The sequence below is a fragment of the Collinsella sp. AF29-7AC genome, from assembly GCF_003475665.1.
Classification (GTDB): domain Bacteria; phylum Actinomycetota; class Coriobacteriia; order Coriobacteriales; family Coriobacteriaceae; genus Collinsella.
Window position 1 is genome coordinate 1 of record NZ_QRQX01000059.1, and the last position, 608, is coordinate 608.

Annotated in this window: 1 protein-coding gene; it reads right to left on the reverse strand. The window is 66.6% G+C overall.

What is annotated here, in order from left to right; translation table 11 throughout:
• Window positions 1–112: 112 nt before the first annotated feature.
• The coding region (locus tag DWZ15_RS10340; protein WP_147352339.1) for a transposase at window positions 113–608 on the reverse strand (496 nt) is incomplete at its 5' end.

Below are 608 nucleotides of genomic sequence, written 5' to 3' on the forward strand. Positions count from 1 at the left end.
GGGACGTGTCTCTATGGTTTTGTCAACCGCGTGCTTCGCGCCATTTCGGCATGACGCATCCGGGCGTCAGGCGCCCCCGCTTGGTTTCCTCTTTGGTTGATCCCGCCGCCCGCTAGGCCGCGTACGGGACGGCGTCGCGCATGATCGCGTAAATGACCTTGAGCCTCTTCCTCGCGACCGCCTTCAGCGCCTTGCTGTGCCTCATCCCCCTCGCCCTGCACTCCCCGTAGTACCTCCCGAACCTGTTGTCCGTGCCGATGAGGGAGTTGCAGCTGAATATGAGCAGGTTCTTGAGCTGCCTGTTCCCGCCGTGCTGCGGCGACGTCGACCTGATGCTGCTCCCGGAGCGCCTGTCTGACGGCGCCACGCCGCAATAGCTCGCGAGCTCGTCGTGCCCCCTGAACGCGGATATGTCGATCGACGTCACCAGCGCCGCGGCGGTCTTGGGGCCGATCCCGGGCACCGTGAGGAGGCACTCGTAGACCTCGTCTCCCGCCAGCGAGTCGGCCACGAGCGAGTCGAGTTCCTCGATGTCGGCGTCGAGGGAGGCTATCTCCCGGGCGAGTATCCGGACCGCGACGTCCTCGCCGGCCGGGAGCCGCCTTCCC